Origin of the sequence: Catellatospora sp. NPDC049111, assembly GCF_040648615.1 — a bacterium.
Lineage (GTDB): Bacteria > Actinomycetota > Actinomycetes > Mycobacteriales > Micromonosporaceae > Catellatospora > Catellatospora aurea.
The window spans coordinates 63,637-81,023 of sequence record NZ_JBEZEB010000041.1; the positions used below are offsets into that span (position 1 = coordinate 63,637).

Consider the following 17,387-nt stretch of genomic DNA (forward strand, 5'->3'; position numbering starts at 1 on the left):
CCGCCGCGACAGCATGCCCCGGCGCGTGCCATCATCGCGACATGCTCGAGCAGTGGCGCACCATCGCGGACCTGGACGCGGCACGGCAACGCTTCGAGGCGGCCATCCCCGGCTGGCGGCCTCCGGCCGCGTTCGGCGTGGCCAGGCTCGTGGCCGGACGGCCCCTGTTCGCCCGCGTCGCGGTCGGCGACGGCTTCCTGCCCGCGGCCGTGCTGGCGACCGTCTGCGGCCACACGGGCGGCTCCGCGTCGTACCCGCTCACCCCGGCCGACCTCGACCGCGTGATCGCCCTGCTGACGCCGGCCGTCGCCTGCACCGACCTGCCCCACCCCAACCTGCACGCCTGGCGCGCCCTGCGCCAGCAGCTCAGCCTCGGCGAGCACGCCCTCGCGGCGTTCGCCGGCGACCTGTCCACCCCGTCCCCCGACCCCCACGTCACCGCGCTGCTCGAACAGGCCGCCGTCCCCCGCTGACCGGCGCGACACAAGATCGCCCGACTTGCCCGGCACCGGGGCGTATCTTGAACCCGCTTTCGCACACGTGCCTGGCAAGTCCGACGATCAAGGACGCTGGCCGCGTCAGGCGGGGCCGGCCATGCGGCGGGTGAGTTCGGCGGCGCGGTGCAGCTGGACCTTGCGGGCCTGGCCGGTCACGAAACCGCGCATCGGCGCGGCCATGGAGATCTCCATGCGGTCGTCGACGATGGAGCCGTCCCCGTCCGGGGTGAGCCGTACCCTCCACAGCAGCGTCACTCCGCCTGGGCTGGCGACGATCTGACGCAGCACCCTGCCTGGTTCGAGCACTCGCATCCGCACCCGGATCAGGTTGTCCCAGCGCAGCACCCGCAGAAAGCGGAAGCGTTCGACGGCGACGTAGTCGGTCACCGGCTCGCCTTCCTCGTCGGTGCCGTGGCGCACGTCGCGGACCTCGACGACCAGCGGCGACAGTCCGATGTAGTGCTGCGGCTCGGTCAGGTGGGCGAACACCGTCTCCGGCGGCGAGTCGACACGCCACGAGTGCTTGATGAGGGCGAGAGCCATCGCGACAGCGTAGTGGGCGGTCTTCCCCCGGTCGTGCGGCACCGGCGTCAGCTCGCCGACGGCGGGCGGAACCCCCGGCGGGACGGCCCCGTCGGAGTCGCCATGAAGCTGCGTGCTCTCCTCTTCCTCGTCCTGGCCACGGCCGGCCTCGTCGTGGTGATCTCCCCGGCTCAGCCGGCCTGGGCCTGCTCCTGCGCCTACGCCCCCGGCCCCGAGCAGGACGCGCACGCCCAGCGCATCGTGCTCGGCACCGTCGCGCAGGTGACGAACGAGTCGATCCGGCTCGTGGTCGACTCCGTCGAGAAGGGCGATGTCGCGATCGGGGAGACGCTCGGGCTGCGGGTGAGCCGCAGCGAGGCCAGCTGCGGGTACCAGTTCGAGGCCGGCCTCCGGTACCGGGTGAACGTGTACAACGGAGCCACCGGGTTGTGCAACGGCGTCGTGCCCGCTCCGCCTGCGGTGTCCGCGCCCTCGGCGGCCGAGCCCGCCGCGGTCTCGTCGCCGGTGGTGGTGGCCGAGCCCGCTCCTGACCGGACATCGCGTTCGTGGTGGCCGGTCGCCGGGGCGCTGCTCGTCCTGGCGGCCGCCCTCGGGATCGTGCTGCGCCGGCGGCGTAGACACTCAGGGCCAGCATCATGGCGACCGGCACCAGGTACAGCACCTCGCCGGTGAACCGGGCCAGGCCGGGTCTGTGTCCTGGCCGAGGTAGGTCAGGCCGGCGTACAGGGCAAGCCGGCCGAGGCAGCCGAACGCGAAGGCGACCAGCACCCGATCGCCACTCAGCGGCACCCGGTTTCGGTTCACCCATCCCGCGCCCCGGTGATGATCCGTCGGCATAGGTGGCAGCCTTGCTCAACCATCTTGTCAACAATGGCCAGTAGGCGTCCGGTTCAACCGGAATCCGGCGCGTCAGCAGGCGTCGACGATGACCTCGTCGCGCAGGCGCCGGTAGACGGCGGGATCGACGGTTCCGGCGACCGGGGAGAGCACCGCGGCGGCCGACAGGGCCACGGCGTCGCGCAGGCGCTCGGGCCAGGGCTGTCCCGCGAGCAGGCCGCGGGCGAGGGCGGCCACGCAGGCGTCGCCCGCGCCGGTCGGGTTGCCGGTGAGCGGCTCGGCCAGCCGGGCGCGCCATACGCCCGCGGCGCTGACCGCGACCAGGCCACCGCCGCCCAGCGACGCGACGACGTCTCCCGCGCCCAGCTCACGCAGCGCGGCGACGGCCGCACGCGCCGCGTCCGGACTGTCGACCCGGATGCCGGTGAGCGCGTGTAGTTCGGACGCGTTCGGTTTGACGAGATCGGGCTGGACCCGCAGCCCTTGGCGCAGCGGGTCGCCGTCGGCGTCGAGGATCGTGGCGGCTCCGGCCGCGTGGGCCAGGGCCAGCAGTTCCGCGTACGCCGTCGCGGGCACGCCCGGTGGCAGCGAACCGGACAGCACGACGACCTTGACGCCGCCGAGCAGCGAGGCGAAGTGCGCGGTGAACGCCGACCACTCGGCGGCGGACACGATCGGGCCGGGCTCCCAGAAGCCGGTGGCGTCGGCGCGGTCGGCGACGACGACGGTGCGCCGGGCGTCGCCGGTCACCGGCAGGAAGGCCTCGGCGACGTCGTCGGCGACGAGCAGCTCACGCAGCCGCTGCCCGGTGGGTCCCCCGGCCAGGCCGGTGGCCAGCACCGGCGTGCCGAGTCCGTGCAGCACTCGGGCCACGTTGACGCCCTTGCCGCCGGCGCGCTCGGCCACCGTCGCGACCCGGTGCGTCGCGTACGGGGTCAGCGCGTCGACCTGATAGGTCACGTCGAGCGCGGCGTTGGGCGTCACGGTCAGGATCACTGAGTCACCTTAACCGGCGTTACGGAGACCATTTCGAGGCTGGTCAATACGTTGCGGCCCGGAGCGTCCGGAATGTCCTGAAGGTGTGGCACGGCGACCGTGGTGCAACCGGCTCCTTCGGCGGCAGCCAGCCCTGCCAGGCTGTCCTCGATCGCGACACAGCGCGCCGGGTCCACCCCGAGCAGCGCCGCCGCGCTCGCGTACGGCAGCGGGTCCGGTTTGTGCCGCGGCACGTCGTCGGCGGTTACCGTGTGCGCGAACGCCGCCCGGCCCAGCACGTCGAGGATGATCTCGGTGTCCGCTCGGCCCGACGACGTGACCAGCGCACAGGGCATACCGGCCGCGATCAGGTCGTCGAGCAGGCGGCGCGCACCCGGGCGCAGCCGCACGCCGACCTCGGCGATCCTGCGCTTGACCGCCTGGTCGATCCGCCGGTCCAGGTCGGCGGCCGTGTACCGCCCGCCGGTGGCCGCGCCGACCACCGCCACGATGCCCGCCACCGTGCCGCCGATGACCTGCGCCTGGTCGAGCGGGTCCGCGCCCAGCTCGGCGGCGACGCCGAGCACCGCCTCGATCCACAGCGACTCGGTGTCGACCAGGGTGCCGTCCATGTCCAGCAGGACCGCGTCGAACCCGCCGAGGTCGAATCGCATCATCACTCCATCACGAAGGTGCTCAGCACCGCCCAGTGGTCCGAGGTCCACTCATTGTCGGCATGGTGCGGCATCGTGCGCGGCTCGCCCACGCCCACGGTGTCGGACGCCACGGGCCGCAGCGGTCCCGCGTAGTGCACGAAGTCGATGCGGTCCTGCGGTTCGAGCACCCCCTCCTGCTGCTCGTGCCAGTGGTTCAGCGGCGACCAGGTGTGGCCCGGCTTGGCCGCGGCGTCCGGGTGCACGACCCGGTAGGAGTCGCGCAGGCCGGCCCGCTCCACCGCCACGCTGACCTGCCACGGCAGGTTCGGCCAGTCCAGGTGCGAGGGCACGTTGAAGTCGCCGGTGAGCAGCACCGGCAGGCCGCGCTCGGCCAGGGCGGGGCGCATCGCGTCGATGATGTCGGCGATCTGGCGCGGGCGGCCCGCCTCCTCCTCCCGGGCCAGCACCTGGGGCACGGTCATGCCGGACAGGTGGAAGTCGTAGGGCCCGTACGGCTCGTAGTTCAGGTGCGCGCTCCAGACCACCAGTTCACGGCCGGTGGGCAACTGGATCCGCGCACCGACGCCGCGCAGCGACTCGTCGCCGTGGCGCGTGGTGATCGGGTGCGGCGAGATGATGCCGCAGCTGCCGCCCTGATGGTGGTGCCAGCCGAGCTCCTCGGCCAGTTCCTGGGCCGCGACGCCGAGCGTCTCCTGCAGGCCGACCACATCGGGAGCCTGCTCGCGCAGGAAGGCGAGCTGCTTGCGCCGGGAGTCGTCGACGAAGCGGCCGGCCAGCCACAGGTTCCACGACATGACCTTCAGGTAACCGTTGTCTACGCTCATCGCCGGTCGACACTCCTGCTCGCATACGACTTTGCCCACGGGCCCGGGTCGGCCTCGCAGCGCAGCAGCGTATCCGTTTCCACTCCCGCAGGGAACATCGCGCCCGGCCCTCCCGACCGACGGTCACACCGTTTCGTCGCCCGAGATGCCCAGTTCGCGGCCGTACGCCTCGTCGAGTTCGACCCAGCCGTGGTTCTTGGCCTCGTTGCCGCGGATCGGCGGCGCCGGGTTCCCGTCGAGCAGCCGTCCGGCGACGACCAGGCACAGGTGCCAGCCCGCCGCGACCTTCGGCAGCCAGGCGCGGTCGGCCATGGTGTGGCGCAGCACCAGCCGGGTGCCGCTGGCGGTCGGGGTCAGCTCCCAGCGCAGCAGATCCTCACCCCAGGTGTAGACGAGCAGGTGCGGCGGCTCGGCGCGCTGCACGGTGGCGGGCAGGTCCTCGGCCGACTCGCCGTCGATCATCGTCAGGGTTGCCCCGCCCGTGCTGCCGAGGTCGCGGTCGGCCAGGTATGGCGCCCACTGGGCGAGCTGCCCGGGTTCGGTGAGCGCGGCCCACACCTTCGCGGGCGGGTGCGGCAGGTCGCGCTGCAGCACCAGGGTCCAGCGCCCGCCCGACGGGTGGGCCTCGACCGGCCAGATCGGGCCGGGGTCGATGGCGTTCATGTGTCACTCCTGCTCGTCGAGATGCCGTTCCAGCGCGTCGAGGTGGCGGTCCCACAGCCGGCGGTACTGCGCCAGCCAGTGCTCCAGCTGCGCGAACGGCTCCGGTTCGATGCGGTAGATCCGCTGCTGGGCGGCGATGCGGCTGGACACGAAGCCGGCCTCGCGCAGCACCCGCAGGTGCTTGGAGACGGCGGGCTGACTCAAACCGAGCCGGTCCACCAGTTCACCGACGCTGCGTTCGGAGCCGCGCAGGTGCTCCAGGATGCGCAGCCGGTTCGCCTCACCCAGCACCGCGAACGCGCCCACCACCGTCACGCTCTCAACATGCCTCCTCGGTTATATGCCTGTCAAGGCGTACACAAATTCGTCCCGGGTTTTCGGCAAAATCGGGAAGGAGTCTTAACAGTTTTGGGTTCTTGATCGGCATGACAGTCGTGCCGCCGGGTAGTCGCATGTGGACCCGTGATTTCAGCCTATATTTCGTCGCTCGCGCCGTCGCCCTGTTCGGCGACGGCATGCTGCCCGTCGCCGTCGCGCTGGCGGTGCGCTCGGCCGGGCACGGCGCCTCCGGCGTCGGGCTGGTGCTCGCCTCGTGGATGGTCCCGGCGATCGCCCTCATCCTGTTCGGCGGGGTGTTCGCCGACCGGTTCGGCGCCCGCCGGCTGATGATCGGCGCGGACGTGGTGCGCATGGTCACCCAGTCCGTCGTCGCCGTCGCCCTGATCACCGGGAACGCCCCGCTCGGGCTGCTGATCACGATGTCGGCGCTGGCCGGCGCGGCCACCGCCATGTTCCAGCCCGGCGTCGCGGGCATGGTGCCGCGCGTGGCCGCCGACGTGCAGCGCGCCAACGGGGCGCTGCGGGTTGCCGACGCCGGGGCGCAGCTGCTCGGCCCCGCGCTGTCGGCGACGCTCGTCGTGCTCACCGGGCCCGGCACCGTGTACGCCATCAACGCCGCCACCTTCGCCGTCAGCGCGCTGTGCCTGCTCGCGCTGCGGCTGCCCCCGGTCGTGCACGCCCCGCGGGCCGACGTCACCATCCGCCGTGATCTGCGCGAAGGCTGGCACGAGTTCCGCACCCGCAGCTGGATGTGGAGCGTGATCCTGATCTGGGTGGTGTTCGGCGTGACGCTGTTCGGGCCGAACATCCCGCTCAGCTCCGGAGTGATCACCGATTACCTGGGCGAGAACGCGTACGGCTGGGCCATGTCGGCGATGGGCGGCGGCACCGTGCTCGGCGGCCTGGTCGCGATGCGGGTGCGCCCGGCCCGGCCGCTGGCGGCGGGCGGCCTGGCCATGTTCGGCTTCGCGCTGATCCCGCTGTCGGTGTCCGTGCACGCGCCGCTCGGGCTGCTGCTCGCGGCGCACGCGGTGGGCGGCGCGGCCTGGGCGTTCTGGTCGGTCATGTGGGCCACCAGCGTGCAGACCCAGGTGCCCGGCAACGTGCTCAACCGGGTGTCGGCCTACGAGATCGCCGGCTCGATCGCCGGCATCCCGATCGGCCAGGTGCTCGCCGCACCCGCGGCCGTGCTCATCGGCGCCGACCAGGTGCTCGGGGTGTCCGCCCTGGTCGGCGTACTGGGCTGCGTCGTGCTGCTGGCCGTGCGCCCGGTACGCGAGCTGCGCCGCGCCACCGCCTGACCCTCGCGCCCGTAACCCCGCCGACCGGGGCCACGGGCGCGGCCCACCGCCCTCACCCGTCCTGGTCGACCTTCGACTCGTCCTGCACCCACGTCACCAGGTCGCCGAAGTCCCGCTCGACGTCGGCGACGGTGTCACCCTCGATCAGCACGGTGCCCAGGCCCGCGCCGGAGGAGGTGCGCGGATCGACCACCCGGTCGCCCGGGTGGAGCCAGACGTGGGCCTCGCGCACCCCGGGCCGGGCGGCGATCTGCTCCCGGTCGGGTGCCGACACGAGTCGGCCGGCAGGCAGCGGCATCCAGCCGTGGGCGTAACTGCCGGCCCGGACGGGCCGCCGCATGCCGGCGGGCAGGCCCAGCACGGCCCGCGCCCACTCGTCGTGCAGGTCGACGCCGAACTTCAGTTCTGCCATCACGTCGGCCTTGCCGCCGCAGATCCGGCCGCCGCACTCGCTGAAGATGAAGCCCTCCTCGTCGAGGAACGCCTCCAGGTGGAAGACGCCGTCGGTGTGCCCGAGGGCGCGCATCGCCGCCTCGGCCAGCTCCCCGCCCTGGCGGTACAGCTCCGGGTGCTCGTCGCGGTCCTGCGCCACGTACAGCATGTGCGCGCCGTCGGTCATCCGGATCAGGTTGCTCTGGTAGCGCGAGATGCCGAGGTGCCGCAGCCGCCCGCCACGCACCACGCCGTCGATGGCGTGTTCGTGGCCGGGCATGAACCGTTCCAGCAGCCACGGCCCCCGCTTGCGGGCCTGCAGCAGCCGCTCGCGGGCGAGGTCGGCGGCCTCGGGGCCGCCCAGCACGACGGTGTCGCGGGCACCCGCGCCCGCCAGCGGCTTGAGCACGCTGGGGTACGCGGGCACCCGCAGGTCGCGGATGTCGTCTACCGGCCAGGTGTCGGCGACGCGCAGACCCGCCTGCCGGATGCGCAGCTTCTGCAGTTGCTTGTCCCGCAGGTTCATGGCCGTAGCCAGGGGCATCCAGGACCGGTCGCCGCCGATCGCGGCCGCGGTCACCATGGTGAACTCCTGCTGGCTGCACACCACGTCGAAGTCCCCGGGCCGCAGGCCCTGGCGGGCCAGGCCGGCCAGGACCGATTCGGCGCCGGCCGGGTCGGCGACCCGCACCGTCCGGTGCGGCCGCTGCCCGGGTGCCGCGTTGTCGTCGTCGCCGGGGCGCAGGGCGCAGGTGACCTCGGCGCCGAGCCGGCGCAGTGCGGCGATGGCTTTCGGACGCCAGCCGACCAGCAGCACGGAGGTCACGCCGCCACCCCGCCTTCACATCCACCGACTGCCAGGGCGTTCCCGACGATCAAGAACCGGTCCATCGAAAGAGGCTCCTCCACTGCTGCCGACAATGCAGCGCAACGTATTCGGCCACTTATTAAGGCCTTATTAAGAGGCGATTAGTGAACGATGTTGCGCAGGTCAGCTGGCCGGCAATGGCACAGGACCGCATCCCGCATCGACTCCCGCCTTTTGCTAACAGCTTGTTCACATGTGCTCAGGCACAATCCGCGCAGCGATAGACGCGCAGGAGGTGACACGTGGCAGCCCGGATCCTGGTCGCCGACGACGACCCGAAGCTCGTACAGGTGCTCCGCATGTACCTGGAGCACGAAGGACACAGCGTGCTGGCGGTCGCCGACGGCCGTGCCGCGCTCGAGCAGTGCCGGGCCCGCAAGCCGGACCTGGTCGTGCTCGACGTGATGATGCCCGAGGTCGACGGGCTGGACGTGTGCCACATCCTGCGCCGCGAGTCCGCAGTGCCGATCATCCTGCTCACCGCCCGCAGCACCGAGAACGACATCCTGCTCGGGCTCGATCTCGGCGCCGACGACTACATCACCAAGCCCTACAGCCCCCGCCAGCTGGTCGCCCGGGTACGCGCGCTGCTGCGCCGCTCCACCGGGGTCCCGACCGGCGCCCGGGGGCCTGTCGTCGTCGGCGACCTCGTCGTGGACGCCGACAGCTTCGAGGTGCGCGTCGGCGGGCGCGCGGTGGCGCTTACCGCCAAGGAGTTCGGCATCCTGGAGGTGCTCGCGGCCGAACCCGGGCGCGCCTTCACCCGAGCGCAGATCATCGACCGAGCCTTCGGCTTCGACCAGGACGTCCTGGAACGCACCGTCGACGTGCACGTCGTCAACCTGCGCCGCAAAATCGAGCAGGATCCGGGCGAACCCCGGTACGTGCAGACCGTCTACGGGCGCGGCTACCGCGTGCCGCAGCCGGGCGCATGACCTTCCGGACCAGGGTGTTCGCCCTGGTGGCCCTCGTCGTGCTGGTCGCCACGGGGGCCAGCACCTACCTCACGTTCATCCTCGCCGAGAACGCGGTGACCGCCTCGGCGCAGGCCCAGCAGCAGGTCATGCGGCAGATCGCCGAGGAGGTCACCCAATACGGCCGCAACCATGGCACCTGGGAAGGCGTCGCCGAGGTGGTGGCCGGCATCGCGCACCGGACCGGACGGCGCATCCGGCTCGACACCCAGGACGGGACGGTCGGCATCGTCGACACCGCGGTGCTCGAAGGCGGGCCGGTGACCCCGATGACGAAACTCACCATCCCGATCGACGCCCGCGCGCAGCTCGACCTGCCGGCGGCACCGGGCAAGGAGCGGGAGACCACGCTGCTGGCGATCGAGCAGTACCGCAAGGAGATCCGCTTCGCCGCCTGCCTCTCCCGAGCGGGCATGCAGCCGCAGGCCGTCACGGGCCAGTACGGGCTCCCGATCTTCACCAACCTCACCGCTCCGGCCGACATGGTCGACGATTGCCGGGCGGTCGCGCCCAGCCTGGCGCACTCGATCGACCGCGACAAGGAGGAGGTCGGCCGCTGCTTCGATACGCCCGGCGAGGGGCCCGCCGCCCCCGGCTCCCGCCCGGCCGCGACCCCGGCCACGGCGCCCGGCCGGGCGCAGCACCTGCGGACCTGCCTGCGCGAGGTCTTCCTCACCCGCATCTCCATCGTCGGGCCGGAGCCGCTGCGGCTGGCCGTCAGCTCCGAGGACGGCATCGACACCACCCCGATCATCCTGGCCTTCAGCGTGGTCGCCGTGCCCATCGTGCTCGGCTCTCTGCTGCTGAGCCGCCACGTGCTGCGCCCCATCCAGCGCCTGACGGTCGCCACCCGCCGCTTCGGCGAAGGCTCCCTGGACCAGCGCGTCAGCGTCGACGGCGGCGACGAGCTGGCGCAACTCGCCGCCACGTTCAACGGGATGGCCGATTCGGTGCAGCGCGCCGAGGAGCAGCAACGGCGGATGATCGCCGACATCGCCCACGAGCTGCGCACGCCGCTGGCGAACGTGCGCGCCTACCTGGAGGCGCTGGAGGACGGACTGGTCAGCGCCGACGCGACGCTGTTCGGCTCGCTGCACGAGGAGACCATGCTGCAGCAGCGCATCATCGACGACCTGCAGACCCTGGCTCTGGCCGAGGCGGGGGCGCTGGAGTACCAGCGGTCCGCGGTCGACGTCGGCGAACTGCTGGACAGCTGCCGGTCGGCCCACCAGCCGGCCGCCGCGGCCGTCGTCGTCCAGCTCGAAGTGACCGCGGAGCCCGCGCTGCTCGTGCACGCCGACGCGGGCCGCCTCCGGCAGGCGGTCGGCAACCTGGTCACCAACGCGGTCCGGCACTCCCCGGCGGGCGCGACGGTCACGCTGTCCGCGCTGCGGCTCGGGCACACCGTGCAGATACGGGTCACCGACCGCGGTTGCGGCATCCCCGCCGAGGACCAGCCGCGCGTGTTCCACCGCTTCTGGCGCGCCGACCGCGCACGAACCCGGGCGACCGGCGGCAGCGGCCTGGGGCTGACCATCGCCCGGCAGATCACCGCCGACCACGGCGGCACGATCACCCTGACCAGCGAGCCCGGCCACGGCACCACCTTCACCATCTCCCTACCCGCCACCCCCTCCCCCGAGCGTCCAGGCGAAGGAAGGGCACCTTCACATCGGACGTCCGTGTAGAAGGTGCCCTTCCCATCCGCGCTGGCCACGCGCGGGGCCCGCTGCGGGAGGGGCGGTGCGGGGGGTCAGCGGTGTTCGGCCGGGCCGAAGGCGGTCAGGAAACGGTCACGGAAGGCGTCCATCCGCCACACCGGCGCGGACGGGCCCGGCCTGAGCCCGTCCTGCCAGCCCCAGGCCGACGTGCGGTCCATGACGGCGCGATCGCGGGCGAGGATCGTGATCGGCACGTCGCGGTCGGTGTCCTGCCCGATGACCTCGGGGCCGGGCTGGTGGTCGCCGAGGAAGACCAGCACCAGATCGTCGCCGCCGTAGGTCTCGACGTAGGAGATCAGCGTGCGCAGCGAGTAGCCGATCGCGTCCCGGTAGGCGGTACGCGCTCCGGCGTCGGGGGCCTGCGCGGCGGCCGTGAAGGCGGTGCCGTCGCCGACGTCGTTCCAGGTCCGCAGCTCGGGGATGGGTCGCCACGGGGAGTGGCTGGAGATGAGCGGGATGGCCGCCATGACCGGCGCGCCGGTGCGTTCGCGGTGCTGGAAGAGCGACAGGGTGTACTGGTCGGGGACGACCGAGTAGCCGAAGGCCGGGCCCCGGTAGCCGAGGTCGGGGCGGGTGTACAGCCGGTCGTAGCCGTACAGTGCCGCGCCTTCGGGCCACGGTTCGGTGGTGGCGGGCATGAGGGAGGTCGTACGCCAGCCGGCCCGCCCGAAGGCGGTAGGCAGCGTGAACCGGTCGCTGTCCAGGAACGCCTGGTAACGCTGCTGATTGTTGATCCACAGCCCGGACAGCAGGGTGGACTGGGCCAGCCAGCTCCCGCCGCTGGTGGTGGGCGAGGTGAGCCAGGCGCTGCGCGTGGTGTACCCGGACGCGCGCAGCCGGCCCGCCGCGTCGTCGAGCAGCGCGGCCGTCGGCACGGCCAGATCCGGCTGGTCGAGGGCGACCCGCCCGTAGCTCTCGACGAACGCGATCACGACGTCCTTGCCGCGCAGCGCGGGCAGCAGGTCCGCACCGGGCAGGTAGCGGAAGGCGTCGGTGGCGATCAGTCCGGCGAACGTCTGCGCGTCCTGCACCCCGGCCTGGGCCTGGCGCACCCGCTCGTAGAGGTCCCGGGAGGCGACCGGCACGCCGGGCACGATCTGCACGCCCGCTGCCCCGGCGACCAGCCCCGCAACGGCGAGCACGCCCACCGTGGCCGCCGCGGCGCGACGCCGCCGGGCCGCGACCGCGGCCAGCCTTCCGAACGAGACCGCCATGACGGCGAGCACGACGACGGCGATCAGCACGGCGGCCGCCACGGCCGCGTTCGCGGTGGTGTCGCCGGCCGACTGCCGCAGGTAGTCCGCTGCCGCCGCGAGGAAGGGCCCGTCTGCCAGCGGCTCGAAGGGGCGGTCGAGGAAGTACGAGAAACCGAGGCCGACCAGCTTCAGGATGCCCAGCAGGCCGAGCACGGCCCCGACGAACAGCGCGACGGCGCGCCTGGCCCGGGCCGGAGTCGCGATCACGATGAGCACGCCCAGCAGGCCGTCCACCGGGATGCGCAGGAACGCCGCGGGGTCGGTGAGCCGGTCGGCCTCGCCGGGCGCGACGAGCAGGAGCAGCACGGCCAGCCCGGCCACCGCGGTCGTCACCCGGGCGACGGTGCCGCGCGCTCGGCTCCGAACCGGGCCGTCCGCGGCGCGGTCGCCGTCGTCCGCCGCTCCGCCGCCGGGGGTGTCGGCGGACCGCGTGGCCTGCGGCCAGAGGTGTCTGAAACGCAACTCGGGTCCTCGGATCTCGGCGGGTTCCGGTATCGCGGCGATGGGCCGGGGTGCGCCGGCGTCGTGGCGGGTCGGGGTACCGATCACCGTAGTCACTGCGGGCCGGGTATGTCAGCGCCGGCCGCTGCCGCGCATTCCGGCCACCGGGTCCGCGGATCCCATCCGGTCAATCGGGCAGAGTTGACAGCAACCGGCCGGACTGGTTCCATCTGCTGATTGTTTGGTCAGCCGGGCGCGTTCGCACGTGCTTGCTCGGTGGCCGGTCAATTCGGGGGAGGAATTCTTGACGGGGAGCGGCGCTCGCCTCGATTCACCGCGCCTTTCCCGCCTCGACCGGTACACCGCCGCAGCAGTGCTCGCCGGGGCGCTCGGAGTCGGCTGGCGGATCTGGCTCACGGCCCACTCGACGCCGAACACCAACAGCGACGAGGCGACCATGGGACTCGCCGCGCTGCACATCGGTGAGGGCCGGGAGCTGCCGATCTACTTCTACGGCCAGCACTACATGGGCACCGTCGAGGCGTACCTGGCGGCTCCGCTCGTGGCGCTGACCGGGCCCTCGGTCACCGCGCTGCGGATACCGAACATCCTGCTTTTCGCGTCCTTTCTGGCGCTGATGTTCGTGCTGGTGCGCAGGTTGTTCTCGCCCGGTCTGGCCGCCGTCACGGTGGGACTGCTCGCGCTGGGCTCCGACCGCGTGGTGAAGAACCAGCTGATCGCCGGCGGGGGCTACCCGGAATCCGCGCCGATGGTGGCGGGCCTGCTGCTGCTCACGTACGGGCTGATGACGCGCCGCCTGACCTCGGCGTACGCGTACGCCGGCTGGGGGCTGACGTTCGGGCTGATCGTCTGGAACCACTGGCTGCCGGCCCCATACCTGGCCGGAGCGCTCGCGGCGCTGCTGGCAGCCCGGGTGCTCACCCGGCGGATGGGCGTCGTGGTGCTCGTCAGCGCCCTGGTGGGGGCGCTGCCACTGGTGATCGACAATCTCACCTCAAGCTTCGAGAACAACTCGGTCGCCGTGTTCCTCGGCCTGAACGGGGCGGGCAGCGAAGCGTCGCTGTTCGAGCGCATCGTCGGCGGAGCGTGGTTCGGCCTGCCGATGGGCATGGGCCTGTGCGCGCCGAGCCGGTGCGAGGGCTGGTCGTTGTGGTGGGGGCCGGTCGTGGTGGCGCTGCTGGTCGCGGCGGTCGTCCTGGCCGTACGCGGACTGCGGCGGCTGCGCGGCACCGACGGCGACGGCGACGAGCGGGCCCGGGAGGTGCTGCGGCTCGTGCTCGCCGCGGGCGGGCTGCTCAGCCTCCTGAGCTACCTGCGCAGCCCGGCGGCGGCCGACACCCCGATCGAGAGCGCCCGCTACCTGGCGCTGCTGGGGATCGCGCTGCCCGCGGCGCTGTGGCCGCTGTGGCGCGTCGTGCGTGCCCGTACGGCGTGGGCGGTGCCCGCGGCGCTGCCCGTCTGCGCGCTCGCGCTCACCATGCTAGCGGCGTCGGTCGCCCTGGCCCGGCAGTCCCCCGGTTACGAGTCGGCGGGCCGGGGTCAGCAGGAGGTCGTGGCGGCCCTGGCTGCGTCGGGCTACACGTACGTGCACGGCGAGTACTGGACCTGCAACTGGATCAGCTACCTCAGCGCGGAGCAGACCGTCTGCGGGGTGGTCGACGACCGGCTCGACCGGGGCTTCAACCGGTACTCCGCCTTCTGGAAGGCCCAGGCGCAGGCGGTGGTCGCGCCCGCCGGCTCCGCACTGGACGCCGAGCTGGCCCGCCGTATGCCCACCGCCACGCCCGCCCTGGTCGGCGGTTACCGCATCTACCCCACGCCCACCGCCCCATAACCCCAGCCCACCACCGGTCCGTTGTTGGGAAGGTGCCCTTCCGCCACGGATTCCGTTAAGAAGGTGCCCTTCCTTGCTCCTCGTCGGGGTGGGTGCGGGTGCGGTGGAGTTCGGCGTCGAAGGCGGCGCCCAGCAGCAGGGCGGCGTTGCTGAGCCAGAGCCAGATGAGGAAGACGATGATGCCGGCCAGGCTGCCGTAGATCTTGTTGTAGGAGGCGAAGTTAGCCGCGTACAGCGCGAAGCCGGCCGAGGCGGCCAGCCAGATGAGCACGGCGAGCACGCTGCCGGGCGTGATCCAGCGCCAGCCGCCCTGCCGGGCGTTGGGCGAGGCCCAGTAGAGCAGCGCGAAGATCAATGCGATCACGGCGATGACCAGGGGCCATTTCGCGATGTCCCAGACGCGCACGACTCCGGCGCCCAGGTGCAGGAACTCGCCGGCACGCGCCGCGACGGGGCCGGTGAAGACCAGCGCGAGGGCGACGACGCAGATCGCGAGGGCGCACACGACGGTGACGCCGAGCCGGATCGGCAGCGTCTTGCGCATGGGCCCGTCGTCGGGCACGTCGTGGATGGCGTTGCTGGCGCGCATGAACCCCGACACGTAGCCGGAGGCCGCCCACAGCGCGAGCAGGACACCGATCACCGCGACCAGGCCGGCCGTGGCGCCCTGGCCGCGCTGCAGTTCGGTCAGGGCGTTGTCGAGCACGTCCCGGACGGCGCCGGGCGCGTACGCCCCGACCTCGGCCGAGGCGCGCCGGGCGGTGTCCGCGCCGGTCAGGCCGAGCAGCGCGACGAGCACCAGGATGCCCGGGAACAGCGACATCACCGCCCGGTAGGTCAGCGCGGCCGCCCAGTCGCCCAGGTTGTCCTGCTGGTACTCCTTGACGGTGCGCTTGAGCACGCCCCACCAGTCCCGGCGGGTGAAGCCCTGCGGGGCGGTGGACGGCCGTGCGGGCATGTCGTTCTCCTGCGTCGTCGGTGCCGTGGCCGGATCCGCCACGTCGATCGCATCACGGGTGCGTGCCCCGCGGGCCGGGTTCCGCGTCGTCGGCGGGCTCGGGCGGGTGCTCGGGTGGCAGGGGTCTGCGCAGCTCGACCAGCACCGTCTTGACGGTGGCGGCGATCGGGATGGCCATGAGCGCGCCGACCAGGCCGAGCAGTCCGGCGCCGAGCAGGCTGGCCAGCAGGACCGCGAGCGCGGGCATGTCCAGGCTCTGCTTCATGACCTTCGGCACGATCACGTAGTTCTCGATCTGCTGGTAGATCAGCAGCCAGATCACGATGCCGACCGCGGCGGGCCACAGCCCGGAGGTGATCGCCGCGACCAGCCCGCAGACCGCGGTGCCGAGGGTGGCGCCGACCAGCGGGATCAGGTCGGTCACCGCGACGATCAGGGCGAGCGGCAGCGCGAACGGGATGCCCAGCACGAGCAGGCCGACGTACGCGACGACGCCGGCGATCAGCGAGATCAGCAGGTTTCCGATCATGTACGAGCCAACCTTGTCGACGACCACGTCGACGATGCGGCGGGTGCGCTCGCGCTGCCGGTCGGGGGCCATCAGCTGGACGCGGCGGCGCAGGCGCGGCATGTCGGCGAGGAAGTACAGCGACAGCACGAGCACGGTCAGCGCGGCGGCGAGCACGCCGAGGAAGGTGCGGAACAGGCTGAGCAGGCTCGTGCCGACGCGTTCGGGGATCGTGGCGGCCAGTTCGTTGAGCCGGTCGCCGAGCCCGTAGCGGGCGCTGAGCTCGCGGAAGGCCCGTGAGCGGTCGTCGAGTTCCTGGATCCGGCCGGGCAGGTCGGCGGTGAGCTGCCCGGCCTGGCGTGCCAGTGGCGGCCCGATCCCGAGCAGCAGCAGGGCGAGAAGCAGCAGCAGGGCGAGCAGGATGACGGTGACGGCGTACGGGCGGTGGACGTGGTGGCGTACCAGCCAGCGGACCGCCGGGTCGAGGCTGACGGCGACGAACAGCGATACGAGGACCAGCACGATGATCCCGCGCACGGACCAGACGGCGGCCAGGACCGCGCCCACCAGCGCGACCCCGCACGAGGCGGCGACCGCCCAGCGGAAGACATCGGCGGCGCTCATTCGATGCCCGTTCATCACCGAACATACGTTCCCTAAGCTGCCACTATCTCAAACATGTTCATCATATGGGATACGTCTCCCATATGACAGGACGTGATCTCTAGACTCTCCCAGTAGGAGGGATCAACCATGACGACGTACACGCACGGGCATCACGAGACGGTGCTGGTGTCGCACCGCTGGCGCACCGCGGCCAACTCCGCCGCGTACCTGCTCCCCCACCTGCGTCCGGGCCGCACGGTCCTGGACGTCGGCTGCGGGCCGGGCACCATCACCGCCGACCTGGCCGACGCGGTCGCCCCGGCACGGCTCACCGCACTGGAACTGACCGAGGACGCCCTCGGGCTGGCCCGCGCCGAGATCGCCGCCCGCGGCACCGCCAACGTCGACTTCCTGGTCGCCGACGTGCAGGCCCTCGACCTGCCCGACGGCTCGTTCGACGTGGTCCACGCCCACCAGGTGCTGCAGCACCTGGCCGACCCGGTCGGCGCGCTGCGAGAGATGAGCCGGGTGTGCCGGCCCGGCGGGGTGGTGGCCGCCCGCGACGGCGACTACGCCGCGTTCACCTGGTATCCGCTGATCCCGGCCCTCGACGAGTGGCTGGCGCTGTACCGGCGGATCGCCCGGGGCAACGGCGGGAGCCCGACGCCGGGCGGCGGCTGCACTCCTGGGCGCGGGCGGCGGGGTTCACCGACGTCACGGCGACCGCGAGCGTCTGGTGCTACGCCTCCCCCGAGGAGCGCGCCTGGTGGGGAGGCATGTGGGCGGAGCGGGTCGTGCACTCGGCACTGGCCGGGCAGGCCGTCGCGCAGGGCCTGGCGACCGAGGACGACCTGCGGCGGATGGCCGACGGCTGGCGGGAGTGGGTGGCGGCCGAGGACGGCTGGTTCCTGGTCCCGCACGGCGAGGTCATCTGCCACGTATAGCCATACCCCCTGAGGTATCGGCGGGGCCGGAGCCCGCGCGGGGATGATGGCAATCGACGGTGGCCTATCACATCGAAAAACCCTGGGAGATATTAGATGTGATAGTCCACCGTCGAATATCGGGGGCCCGCGCACACCACCCCCACCAACGGCCCAACCCCGGGGCGC

Annotated in this window: 16 protein-coding genes and 1 pseudogene; 7 read left to right on the top strand and 10 right to left on the bottom strand. The window is 72.5% G+C overall.

Going from position 1 to position 17,387, the window contains the following annotated elements; all coding sequences use genetic code 11:
* Positions 1-41: 41 nt before the first annotated feature.
* On the top strand, positions 42-473 hold the full coding sequence (locus AB0B66_RS35265) for a hypothetical protein (RefSeq protein WP_360538243.1): 432 nt from the start codon (positions 42-44) through the stop codon (positions 471-473).
* Positions 474-578: 105 nt separating this feature from the next.
* On the opposite strand, the gene AB0B66_RS35270 is transcribed toward AB0B66_RS35265, so the two are convergent.
* Positions 579-1,040, bottom strand: coding sequence for an SRPBCC family protein (locus tag AB0B66_RS35270; RefSeq protein ID WP_360538245.1), 462 nt, complete (start codon positions 1,038-1,040; stop codon positions 579-581).
* 102 nt (positions 1,041-1,142) lie between these two features.
* Here AB0B66_RS35270 and AB0B66_RS35275 point away from each other — a divergent pair, with 102 nt between their 5' ends.
* Positions 1,143-1,712 (top strand): LPXTG cell wall anchor domain-containing protein, encoded by a 570-nt coding sequence (locus AB0B66_RS35275; RefSeq protein ID WP_360538247.1) that lies wholly within the window; start codon positions 1,143-1,145, stop codon positions 1,710-1,712.
* Positions 1,713-1,949: 237 nt separating this feature from the next.
* On the opposite strand, the gene AB0B66_RS35280 is transcribed toward AB0B66_RS35275, so the two are convergent.
* The 5 genes from AB0B66_RS35280 to AB0B66_RS35300 form a co-directional block, all read right to left on the bottom strand.
* The gene (locus AB0B66_RS35280) at positions 1,950-2,873 is read right to left on the bottom strand and encodes a hexose kinase (protein ID WP_360538249.1); all 924 of its coding nucleotides are present in this window, start codon (positions 2,871-2,873) and stop codon (positions 1,950-1,952) included.
* A complete protein-coding gene (locus AB0B66_RS35285) occupies positions 2,870-3,526 on the bottom strand; it encodes an HAD family phosphatase (RefSeq protein WP_360538251.1) in 657 nt (218 codons plus the stop codon). The genes AB0B66_RS35280 and AB0B66_RS35285 overlap by 4 nt, the downstream gene beginning before the upstream one ends.
* A 2-nt stretch (positions 3,527-3,528) precedes the next feature.
* Positions 3,529-4,353: an endonuclease/exonuclease/phosphatase family protein gene (locus tag AB0B66_RS35290; RefSeq protein WP_360538253.1), complete on the bottom strand. Its 825-nt coding sequence runs from the start codon at positions 4,351-4,353 to the stop codon at positions 3,529-3,531.
* A gap of 123 nt (positions 4,354-4,476) precedes the next feature.
* Positions 4,477-5,016 (bottom strand): SRPBCC family protein, encoded by a 540-nt coding sequence (locus AB0B66_RS35295; protein WP_360538255.1) that lies wholly within the window; start codon positions 5,014-5,016, stop codon positions 4,477-4,479.
* Between the two features lie 3 nt (positions 5,017-5,019).
* Entirely contained in the window at positions 5,020-5,331 is a 312-nt protein-coding gene (locus tag AB0B66_RS35300) for a metalloregulator ArsR/SmtB family transcription factor (protein ID WP_360538257.1), read from the bottom strand.
* A gap of 137 nt (positions 5,332-5,468) precedes the next feature.
* Between AB0B66_RS35300 and AB0B66_RS35305 the strand changes: the two genes are divergently transcribed.
* Positions 5,469-6,656, top strand: coding sequence for an MFS transporter (locus AB0B66_RS35305; protein ID WP_360538259.1), 1,188 nt, complete (start codon positions 5,469-5,471; stop codon positions 6,654-6,656).
* A gap of 52 nt (positions 6,657-6,708) precedes the next feature.
* Here the strand turns inward: AB0B66_RS35305 and AB0B66_RS35310 are convergent, their stop codons facing one another.
* Positions 6,709-7,914 (bottom strand): hypothetical protein, encoded by a 1,206-nt coding sequence (locus AB0B66_RS35310; protein ID WP_360538261.1) that lies wholly within the window; start codon positions 7,912-7,914, stop codon positions 6,709-6,711.
* Positions 7,915-8,198: 284 nt separating this feature from the next.
* Between AB0B66_RS35310 and AB0B66_RS35315 the strand changes: the two genes are divergently transcribed.
* Both AB0B66_RS35315 and AB0B66_RS35320 read left to right on the top strand, forming a co-directional pair.
* Positions 8,199-8,891 carry a response regulator transcription factor gene (locus tag AB0B66_RS35315; RefSeq protein WP_360538263.1) on the top strand — a complete coding sequence of 231 codons (693 nt, stop codon included), beginning with the start codon at positions 8,199-8,201 and terminating at the stop codon, positions 8,889-8,891.
* A complete protein-coding gene (locus AB0B66_RS35320) occupies positions 8,888-10,618 on the top strand; it encodes a HAMP domain-containing sensor histidine kinase (protein WP_360538265.1) in 1,731 nt (576 codons plus the stop codon). Before AB0B66_RS35315 ends, AB0B66_RS35320 begins: the two co-directional genes overlap by 4 nt.
* Positions 10,619-10,683: 65 nt before the next feature.
* Here the strand turns inward: AB0B66_RS35320 and AB0B66_RS35325 are convergent, their stop codons facing one another.
* Positions 10,684-12,369 carry a sulfatase gene (locus AB0B66_RS35325; RefSeq protein ID WP_360538267.1) on the bottom strand — a complete coding sequence of 562 codons (1,686 nt, stop codon included), beginning with the start codon at positions 12,367-12,369 and terminating at the stop codon, positions 10,684-10,686.
* 283 nt (positions 12,370-12,652) lie between these two features.
* Between AB0B66_RS35325 and AB0B66_RS35330 the strand changes: the two genes are divergently transcribed.
* Positions 12,653-14,203 (top strand): hypothetical protein, encoded by a 1,551-nt coding sequence (locus AB0B66_RS35330; RefSeq protein WP_360538269.1) that lies wholly within the window; start codon positions 12,653-12,655, stop codon positions 14,201-14,203.
* Positions 14,204-14,258: 55 nt separating this feature from the next.
* Here the strand turns inward: AB0B66_RS35330 and AB0B66_RS35335 are convergent, their stop codons facing one another.
* Both AB0B66_RS35335 and AB0B66_RS35340 read right to left on the bottom strand, forming a co-directional pair.
* Positions 14,259-15,161 (bottom strand): YihY/virulence factor BrkB family protein, encoded by a 903-nt coding sequence (locus AB0B66_RS35335; RefSeq protein WP_360538271.1) that lies wholly within the window; start codon positions 15,159-15,161, stop codon positions 14,259-14,261.
* 52 nt (positions 15,162-15,213) lie between these two features.
* The gene (locus AB0B66_RS35340; protein ID WP_360538273.1) at positions 15,214-16,293 is read right to left on the bottom strand and encodes an AI-2E family transporter; all 1,080 of its coding nucleotides are present in this window, start codon (positions 16,291-16,293) and stop codon (positions 15,214-15,216) included.
* 129 nt (positions 16,294-16,422) lie between these two features.
* On the opposite strand from AB0B66_RS35340, the pseudogene AB0B66_RS35345 reads away from it, so the two are divergent.
* A pseudogene (locus tag AB0B66_RS35345) lies at positions 16,423-17,219 on the top strand (methyltransferase domain-containing protein).
* Positions 17,220-17,387: the final 168 nt, after the last annotated feature.

Excerpts from the sequence above, each read along its gene's own strand:
- AB0B66_RS35270 (WP_360538245.1), bottom strand. The coding sequence starts at position 1,040 with ATGGCTCTCGCCCTCATCAAGCACTCGTGGCGTGTCGACTCGCCGCCG.
- AB0B66_RS35305 (WP_360538259.1), top strand. The coding sequence starts at position 5,469 with ATGTGGACCCGTGATTTCAGCCTATATTTCGTCGCTCGCGCCGTCGCC.
- AB0B66_RS35290 (WP_360538253.1), bottom strand. The coding sequence starts at position 4,353 with ATGAGCGTAGACAACGGTTACCTGAAGGTCATGTCGTGGAACCTGTGG.
- AB0B66_RS35275 (WP_360538247.1), top strand. The coding sequence starts at position 1,143 with ATGAAGCTGCGTGCTCTCCTCTTCCTCGTCCTGGCCACGGCCGGCCTC.
- AB0B66_RS35265 (WP_360538243.1), top strand. The coding sequence starts at position 42 with ATGCTCGAGCAGTGGCGCACCATCGCGGACCTGGACGCGGCACGGCAA.
- AB0B66_RS35295 (WP_360538255.1), bottom strand. The coding sequence starts at position 5,016 with ATGAACGCCATCGACCCCGGCCCGATCTGGCCGGTCGAGGCCCACCCG.
- AB0B66_RS35335 (WP_360538271.1), bottom strand. The coding sequence starts at position 15,161 with ATGCCCGCACGGCCGTCCACCGCCCCGCAGGGCTTCACCCGCCGGGAC.
- AB0B66_RS35285 (WP_360538251.1), bottom strand. The coding sequence starts at position 3,526 with ATGCGATTCGACCTCGGCGGGTTCGACGCGGTCCTGCTGGACATGGAC.
- AB0B66_RS35320 (WP_360538265.1), top strand. The coding sequence starts at position 8,888 with ATGACCTTCCGGACCAGGGTGTTCGCCCTGGTGGCCCTCGTCGTGCTG.
- AB0B66_RS35340 (WP_360538273.1), bottom strand. The coding sequence starts at position 16,293 with ATGAGCGCCGCCGATGTCTTCCGCTGGGCGGTCGCCGCCTCGTGCGGG.